The following is a 7359-nucleotide window of genomic DNA, read 5'->3' on the forward strand; positions in this document are numbered from 1 at the left end:
GCCGCATACGGACGGGACGTGGCAGAGCGGGGCCGGAAGGACGCGTTTTACACGTTTTTGATGCACTTCCGGGACCATTACTCGTGGATGGATGTGGCCGAGGTGCTTGTGACCGCGGTCGACCGGCTGGACCGCCGCACCGTCGAGGCCCCGCCAGGCTCAGAAGGCCAAGCCGAGGACGGCGACAGCCAACCCTGATCCGGGACGGCTCACGCATGCCCTGGCCGCACACGGCATCCAGGGCGAGAAGGTCTCCACCCGCGTGCGGGTCAGGCCGAAGTTCGAGGCCGCCCTGGAAGCGTGCGGGGAGATCAAGGCCCTCGCCCCGCACTGCCGCGTTATCTTGACGGTGTACGAGATGAAGCGGCTGCGCGGCGACTCCGCCGAGCTGACCGCGCTGGCCGACCACCTCACCTCGCACGGCATCCCGCTGGAAATGCTCGCCGGCCCGCTGACCGGGATCTACGACCCGTCCGGTACCGTCCGGGTGCTTTTCGCGTTCTTCGCCGCGATGGCCGAGACTGAACGCGAGAACATCCGCGAGGCCACCCTCGAAGGGTTGAATGCCGCTGCCCGCAAGGGCAATCACGGCGGCCGACCGCCGGTGATCACCGAGGACATGCTGCACACCGTGCTCCGCCGCCGCGCCCGCGGAGAATCCGTCGAGTCCATCCGCAAGGATCTGATCATCCCCACCGGCAAACGCAAAGGCGACAACCCCAGCCTAGCCAGCATCTACCGCGCACTCGCCGAGACCCAGCGCCAGCACGACGATCTCGACCCGATCTGCGTGAAGGTGTTCGAGGAAAAGATCACTGGCAAGCTGAACGTCGCCGACCGGCCCGGCCTACAAGCCGCGCTGGACTACATGCGGCCCGGCGACATGCTCACCGTCCAGGAAGCCGACCGGCTCGGCCGCAACCTCCTCGAAGGTCTGATCGTGCTCAACGACCTGTTCGAGCAAAGCGTGGCCGTGAAGATCCTGGAAGGAATCGCCGCAGGCGAGCACACCGAACGCAACCTGATCCTCGACCTGGCGCTCGCGCTGGCCGAGGACCGCCGCCGCGACATCGCCCGCAAAACCCGCAACGGCCTGGAGTCCGCAGTCCGGCACGGACGCAAAGGCGGGCGCCCACGCGTAGTCGATGACGACAAGCGCCGGGCGATCCTCGCCCGCCGCGCCGAGGGCCAATCCCTGCGCGAGATCGCGCGAGGTGTCGGGGTCAGCCTCGCCGTGGTGCACGGCGAGGTGAAAGCCGCCGAGACCGAAGCCCAGCAGCAGCCCTGAGACGACGACTGCGCGGCCAACGGGTCTGATCACGACAGCTCAGCGGCATATTCGCCCGATCTTTCGCCAGTACTACGGCAACCCCGAGTGCGTTGGTGGTCAGAAGGCGGTCTTCTCACGCGAGATCGAATCGGGCGATGGGCCACAGGGGAATCCAAGACTGCTCGTCGTCCCGGCGCGTGGTGATAGCGGAAGGGCTGATCCGCATTCGGGTCATGACGGGCCAGTCGGCAACTCCTGCCACCTCGGTGGGAACCTCGGCCAGCGGGCCGGGGGCCGAGGCACACGATGGGGTCGAACAAGCAGGGCGCGTCATTGACGACGGCGACGAGGACCTCGTCAAGGTCTGGGAGGGCGGCGGCGATCCGTTCTTCGGCGGCGCGGGCGAAGGCGTGCACTGCTGCGACGTCTAGGCGGCCTCGGTTCAGCCACGTGTCCAGCGCTGATGTCGCGAGGCTGGACGGGGTCCCGGTAGGGCCCAGCGGGTCAGTGATCGGAGCGAAAAGGTACGTGGTCCACCAGCGGGCAGCGAACGAGGCAGTGTTGACCGTGCTCCAGGGGTTCAATTCCTGAGCGAGCGCAGCGATGGGCCCGTTCGCTGGCACCATCGGGTTCATAGGAGTTGCTGCACCCTAGCCCACTGAGCGCTGAGCTGCTTCTTCTCCTCGTCGCTGCTCGCGATCGCTGCCAACAACGGGGGCACATTACCCATCAGCGCGGGTTCGACGGCTACCGGGAGTCCGGTGGACTGACGGTAGCTTTCCAGACACACAACGATGGTATTGACGACGCCCATCGGGTGCTTTGTCTGGCCCTGGAGTTGAGCGACGATCTCCGGAAATGTCTTTTCTGCGAGATGGGGATCGACGTTGTCCGCTGTGGCCAGGCGGGCTCGTAGCTCCGCCTCCCCCGGGAGCACGATCGCCTGCTCTAGCTCGTCCATAGAGGCTCCTACTTTGTCTGTCGTACTAGTCGAGGTGCAGGGGCCGATGAGCCGCATGCCCGCGCCAACCTACCGGTTCAAGCCGCTCGTTCAGAGGCGAGGTAGCCGACTTCCAGGGGGATATCTTGACAAATCAGATTCCACATAAAGCGTAGATGTGGCTGTCGCCTACCCAGGCGAGCTCGGTGCTCATCCCCGGCTCGCCGACGGCCAGCACGATTACGCTGGAGATCCGGCGCCGCGACTTCGACTACTTGCGTAGCCGCCAGATGGATCCGCCCCGCCGATATCTGCTGGCAATCCGACCCGGTTCTATCCCAACCCACCGGGGACGAATCCTGATAATCAGTCTCCGGCAAAGCGGGGAAACCTCACACGTTGGGGGCGAAGGAGATCTGGCCGGCTGCCAGCCATCTCCCTGATCTCGGGCAGCGCGGTATGAAAGTCGATCTCGTGTGCCTGGGACCAGAGAGCGATTCGGCGCAGCGCCGTGCTCCAGCGCCGCACCTCGTCTTCATCGGGTATTGAACGGTGCTTTTCAAACTTGTCGTGAGACCACTGAGGTCCATTCCATAGTGGAGCCTCCTCGCGGGCGCGCCGCTCAGCGGCATTGACGTAGCGTATCCAGCCATGGGCCCGTTCGAGGGTGATTGAGGCTGGCCTGGCGTGCTGGTAGAGGATGACCCGACTGCGCGAGTCGGCCTGATAGCGCAGCCCTGGTATTCCTGTTAAATGTTTCCCAGTCCATCTCGGCAGGATCTTGGCGGCTACCAGCGCGAGCACGCGCTCGTCGAGCAGTAACGCACACCCGGCGGTCAACGGAGAAACGCTACGAATGCCGTAGGCAGCGTTGTTGAACTGGGCGGGGCTGTGCGCTCCGACGTGGTAAGCAAGCCTCGACAGGAACTTCTCCTCCAGAAGTACTTGATCCCAGGAGGGGCCAGCATCAGGAACGATTGGATCGAATGCTGAACCTATCTCCAGGTGACGTCGGGCGGTCTGAAAACGTTCGCCCGTATATTCCATACGTGCTCGAACGCGCTCGCGAAGCGGGAAGTGATCGGCCATCGCCATGCCCCTTCTCGACATCGCCGCCCGGCCCAGCGCGTCGAAAAGTCCTCTACGATGCATGACGATACTTGGCTGAGCCCAGGCTCAGTTCTGTCGGCCTACGTGCACCGTGTGAAGCCGGGTACGGCACGCCAACAGGGCCACCACCTAGCCCGGATGGGATGATAGCACGACGCTGTTCCCCACGACCGCGCACGACCGATAGCCAGCAGCGCCGACACCGACGACGATTTCAGTCGGGCCTGCCGCGCCGCTGCCGGGCCTGGTCGAGGCTGGCCCGCAACGCCTGGGCCAGCTCAGCGGACGGTTCCTCGGCTCGCGGGGGTGGCACGGTGATCTGCTCACCAGCAAGTTTGGCGTCGATGAGCGCTTCCACCGCCTCCCGGGAATGATCCCGCCACGCGGCGGGGTCGAAAGTCTCGACTGCCAGGGAGGCCACCAGCTGCTCGGCCATGTCCCGTTCCTGCTCCCGCGGCGGCGCGACTCCGTCGAGCGAGCGCGAAATCCGGCTCCCGCACCTCATCCGGCCACAACAGGGTCATCAGATTGTGGATGGGGTTTCGTGGTTGACCATTGACCGAACTGGCGGCTCGACTGAGTCGGACGAGGGTTTCCGCACGAAGGGCCCCGGCACCTTCAAAGAGGTGCCGGGGCCCTTCGTTGCGCAGTGGGTCAGGCGGTCAGCTGCGCCGGGCGGTTGGCGTACCAGGCCACGAGCGCGTCGACGATGTAGCCGAGGTTCTGCGTCCGCATCACCGGCGCGGATGCGCCGTACTCGAACGACTCCTTGACCTTGGAGTCGGTGCGCCAGATCGAATTTTCGGCCACCGGGGCGGCCATGTGGCTGTTGAGCTGTGCGAAGAACGCGCTGATGCTGTGGTGGTCGGCGCCGTCTTCGGTGAGCCGGTAGTAGGTTCCGGCGAGCACCCGCAGCATGCCGACCGAGCCGAGCAGGGAGTTGTCGCGCAGCTTCTGAGGAAGCATCGTGCGGTCACGCACGGACTTGAGGTCGCCGAAGGCGTCGACGAGCAGATCCAGGAACGAGTGCGTCAGCTTGACCACTTCGTGGTCATCCAGCTCGGCTTCGCGGGCGACGCTGATCCGCCCGGCGACGCCGACCAGCAGCGCGCGGGTGATGTCGGTGACATGCTTGGCACCGATGAGCATGTCGCTGCCGTCCTTCATCCGGTCCTGCTCGGGGTCGACCAACCCGTCGAGCAGCGGGTGTTCGGTCACCTTCGCCAGAGTCCGGTTGACGATCTTGCTCATGTCCAGCTCGGCCCGGATCGCCGCGGTGATGCCGCGGGCGTTGTCGGCGACGTCGACGAACATCTGCATGCCGCGGGAGGTGTCGGGCTCGGCGTAGATGTCGAGTCCGATGCTTTCGTTGTGCAGCCGGTAGAAGTGCTCGTTGAGCTCTTCGAGCCGTCCGGACAGTTCGCGGTGCTTCTGAGTGCCTTCCCGGCTGGAGTTCAGCCGTGCCTCGCACGCGGCGATTTCGGCTTCGATGCGGTCGAGTTCGTAGGCCGCGCCGAAGATGCGGTGCTGCCCGTCGATGGTGAACAGCTGCTTCGACGGCGGGGTCGCGGGCGGCGGCGCTTCGCCGTCGCTGGTCTCCCAGAACGGGATTTCGCGGCGGGTGTAGGGGATGGTCAGATACCCCGCGTCGCTGAACTCGTTGCCGTCGCCGTCGGACAGCGGCGTGAAGGTGCACACGCCGGGGTCGCGGACCAGCAGGCTCGGCGCAGTCCAGTTCTTGCGGGTACGGATGTATCGGCCGAAGCCCTTGGCGTGCGGGACGCTGATCCGGCGGTTGCCGGGCTGCGGCCGTTCGGGGTGCGGGATTGGCAGGATGTCGCGGAGTTCGCCGAGCTTGACGCGGACGGTGTAGACGTCACGGTTTCCCTGCCTACTGCGCATGGCAAGATAGGTCATGCCCGTTGGGCGCTGGAGACGCCCCGGGTCAACGTTGATCGACAACTCAATAACTCCTTACTTGGGATCGATTGGGCCTTACCTGTCGCACGGAAGACCTTATCAGCGGTGATTAACCACTGGTGATCTCGGGTAGGCTGTTAACGAGTTTCTGCTGATCAAACGACGAGCCCCCGGCGCTACCGACGTCGGGGGCTCGTCGTGCTGGACGGGGGCCCAAGAGCGGGGTCGCGCACCCCAGGCCGTAATCCAGCAGAGCCGTCGAGGCGACCGAAGACGCCATCGAGGAACTGGCGGCCAACCCGCGCCGCCCAAGCTGCATTGCACTGACCGGCTACCCCGGCGTCATGCGATACCGGGTGGGCAACTACCGGATCTGCTACGAGATCGACGACGGTCAGCTGGTGTTCGACAGTGCTGAACTCAGGAAGTACGGAGCCCGGTCGGTCATTCGCAGCCGTTCAGGGACTCAGCCTCGTGCATGTGATCGCAGTAGCGGGCCGCGCCCAGCCCAGCGGCGGGAATGCGGTCTTGGCGATCCCAGAACCCTGCTGCAGCGGGCTCGATGGCGGTGGTGGTCCAGCCGTAATCAGCGAGACCAGACACCACCTCGCACAGGGCGGCGCAGCCCAGGCCGCGGCGCCGGAAAGAAGTGTCGATGCGAACGTGCTCGACCACGCCCGTCCGGCACGCATGGCAGACCCGCACATCGAGATCACCCACAATCCCGTGCCCGTTCAGCCACACCACGACCCGCTGGGGTCCCGCCGGAACCGGAGCCTCGTCCCACGCCACCTTCAACTCATCGACCACGGTCTTGAGGATGCGTCAGGCCCCTGTCATCCCACGTGATCCTCGTGGGTTTGGAAATCTAAGGCCAAGTTGGTTTCGATTTACACTGAAGCGATTGCGCGCGCTGGATTCAGACGAGGACGAGCATGGTCAGTCAGCTCGTCCCCGTCTGAAGTGTGCGTGAGTAGCAGCCGAACAGGATGCTCAACACCTCACCTGCTTGCGGGGCGGGAGGGATCAGGGCTGCCACACTTCGCGGCATGGCGGCGCAGGACTTCGACCGAACCGAGCTGTGCGACCTGCTGCGCACCGGCGCCTACGTGATCGGTACCGCCGGTGCGCACGCCGCGATCCATCTGCTGACCGGCACCGGGCTTCCGGGTCGCTGTGACTTCGCCGCCCAGGTGGAAGGTGCGCGAGGACGCGGGCCTGGACCCCGCCTTGTGCTGGCGGCCTTCGTCCGCGACTGGACCGACCGGCGAATACTCGCGCTCGCTGCGGGCTTGGCCAACGGATCCCCCCGTCGAGCCCGACCGCGCTGGGGTGCAGCGCCTGCTGGAAGCCGTGCTGCTGGCTGGCAATGCCGAGCGCTTCTACACGATCACCCCGGCGCCTACGGTCACTCGGTGAGGCCGCGCAGGGTGTCGTCGATCCGGGCGAGCAGCAGCCGGGCGGCATCGAGCGCTGTTTCCGGTGCGTCCTCCAGCTCGGGCGTGGTCAGCGACAACTCCGCTGCTGATCGGTAGGACAGCAGCGCCAGCGTCAAGGTCGCCGCGTCGCGGGCCGCAATCAAGGTGGGATCGTCCCCGGCCTCGTCTACGGCACGCGCGAGCGCGTTGCGTAGCCGGGCGGCACGCCAGTTCATCACCGTGCGCTGCGCTTCCTCCGGTGCGTGAGTCCAGCGGCCGCCGCGTCGACGTTGAGCTCGGCGGCCTCCACCACCGCCTGCGCAGACTCAAACAGCAGATCGCGCAGGAACGCCACGGACCGCCGGTGGCTGATGGTTTCCAGCTCGGTGACAACGTCGTGGGTTTGCGGAAGCGAGCCGACTGCGGGCGATGATCCGGCCTTCGACGGCCAGATGCAGTGCGGTGGCGGCGGCGTGCAGCGTCGCCTGCGGGGTGTCCCAGTCCAAGTGCTCGTAGGGCTTGCCAGACATTCGGGCCGCCGCGTTCCGGGAGTCCGCCGGCGGCCCGCACTTGTTCCAGCGTGGTCCGGGGCGGGGCGCTGCGGTGGTCAGCGCGAGGCGGGGGTTGAGTCTGGTGAGCTCTCGTAATCAAGCGACCTGTATTCGAGGTGGGAGCAGGGGGTGCTGTCACCGATCGTGGTC

General features: G+C 65.9%; 11 protein-coding genes and 1 pseudogene. 6 read left to right on the top strand and 6 right to left on the bottom strand.

Annotated elements, in window-relative coordinates; all coding sequences use genetic code 11:
- The 3 genes from MOQ72_RS43525 to MOQ72_RS43535 form a co-directional block, all read left to right on the top strand.
- The coding region (locus MOQ72_RS43525) for a hypothetical protein (RefSeq protein ID WP_242191929.1) at positions 1–198 on the top strand (198 nt) is incomplete at its 5' end.
- Between the two features lie 37 nt (positions 199–235).
- A complete protein-coding gene (locus MOQ72_RS43530; RefSeq protein WP_308198076.1) occupies positions 236–1288 on the top strand; it encodes a recombinase family protein in 1053 nt (350 codons plus the stop codon).
- Between the two features lie 215 nt (positions 1289–1503).
- Positions 1504–1701, top strand: coding sequence for a hypothetical protein (locus MOQ72_RS43535; RefSeq protein ID WP_242191931.1), 198 nt, complete (start codon positions 1504–1506; stop codon positions 1699–1701).
- A gap of 200 nt (positions 1702–1901) precedes the next feature.
- Here MOQ72_RS43535 and MOQ72_RS43540 read toward each other — a convergent pair whose 3' ends face one another.
- From MOQ72_RS43540 to MOQ72_RS43555, 4 genes are all read right to left on the bottom strand, one after another.
- Positions 1902–2231: a hypothetical protein gene (locus MOQ72_RS43540; protein WP_242191932.1), complete on the bottom strand. Its 330-nt coding sequence runs from the start codon at positions 2229–2231 to the stop codon at positions 1902–1904.
- A gap of 345 nt (positions 2232–2576) precedes the next feature.
- Complete coding sequence (locus MOQ72_RS43545; RefSeq protein ID WP_242191933.1) at positions 2577–3305, bottom strand: hypothetical protein; 729 nt, start codon at positions 3303–3305, stop codon at positions 2577–2579.
- Positions 3306–3534: 229 nt separating this feature from the next.
- Positions 3535–3756: a Ku family protein gene (locus tag MOQ72_RS43550; protein WP_242191934.1), complete on the bottom strand. Its 222-nt coding sequence runs from the start codon at positions 3754–3756 to the stop codon at positions 3535–3537.
- Positions 3757–3974: 218 nt separating this feature from the next.
- Positions 3975–5222 (bottom strand): DNA sulfur modification protein DndB, encoded by a 1248-nt coding sequence (locus tag MOQ72_RS43555; protein ID WP_242191935.1) that lies wholly within the window; start codon positions 5220–5222, stop codon positions 3975–3977.
- 281 nt (positions 5223–5503) lie between these two features.
- On the opposite strand from MOQ72_RS43555, the pseudogene MOQ72_RS45980 reads away from it, so the two are divergent.
- Positions 5504–5632, top strand: a pseudogene (locus tag MOQ72_RS45980) (type II toxin-antitoxin system RelE family toxin); the annotation flags it as partial.
- A 52-nt stretch (positions 5633–5684) separates the two neighbouring features.
- Here MOQ72_RS45980 and MOQ72_RS43560 read toward each other — a convergent pair.
- A complete protein-coding gene (locus MOQ72_RS43560) occupies positions 5685–6050 on the bottom strand; it encodes a hypothetical protein (protein ID WP_242191936.1) in 366 nt (121 codons plus the stop codon).
- Positions 6051–6440: 390 nt separating this feature from the next.
- Between MOQ72_RS43560 and MOQ72_RS43565 the strand changes: the two genes are divergently transcribed.
- Positions 6441–6659, top strand: coding sequence for a hypothetical protein (locus MOQ72_RS43565; RefSeq protein ID WP_242191937.1), 219 nt, complete (start codon positions 6441–6443; stop codon positions 6657–6659).
- Here the strand turns inward: MOQ72_RS43565 and MOQ72_RS43570 are convergent.
- Positions 6649–6894 (bottom strand): hypothetical protein, encoded by a 246-nt coding sequence (locus MOQ72_RS43570; protein WP_242191938.1) that lies wholly within the window; start codon positions 6892–6894, stop codon positions 6649–6651. The two genes, MOQ72_RS43565 and MOQ72_RS43570, sit on opposite strands and share 11 nt — an antisense overlap.
- 23 nt (positions 6895–6917) lie before the next feature.
- Between MOQ72_RS43570 and MOQ72_RS43575 the strand changes: the two genes are divergently transcribed.
- A complete protein-coding gene (locus MOQ72_RS43575; RefSeq protein WP_242191939.1) occupies positions 6918–7091 on the top strand; it encodes a hypothetical protein in 174 nt (57 codons plus the stop codon).
- Positions 7092–7359: the final 268 nt, after the last annotated feature.

The organism is Saccharopolyspora soli, assembly GCF_022678645.1.
GTDB lineage: Bacteria > Actinomycetota > Actinomycetes > Mycobacteriales > Pseudonocardiaceae > Saccharopolyspora > Saccharopolyspora soli.

Bases quoted from the DNA above. Each gene is read 5' to 3' on its own strand.
- MOQ72_RS43545 (WP_242191933.1), bottom strand. From the start codon at position 3,305: ATGGCGATGGCCGATCACTTCCCGCTTCGCGAGCGCGTTCGAGCACGT.
- MOQ72_RS43535 (WP_242191931.1), top strand. From the start codon at position 1,504: ATGACGGGCCAGTCGGCAACTCCTGCCACCTCGGTGGGAACCTCGGCC.
- MOQ72_RS43540 (WP_242191932.1), bottom strand. From the start codon at position 2,231: ATGGACGAGCTAGAGCAGGCGATCGTGCTCCCGGGGGAGGCGGAGCTA.
- MOQ72_RS43570 (WP_242191938.1), bottom strand. From the start codon at position 6,894: ATGAACTGGCGTGCCGCCCGGCTACGCAACGCGCTCGCGCGTGCCGTA.
- MOQ72_RS43555 (WP_242191935.1), bottom strand. From the start codon at position 5,222: ATGCGCAGTAGGCAGGGAAACCGTGACGTCTACACCGTCCGCGTCAAG.
- MOQ72_RS43550 (WP_242191934.1), bottom strand. From the start codon at position 3,756: ATGGCCGAGCAGCTGGTGGCCTCCCTGGCAGTCGAGACTTTCGACCCC.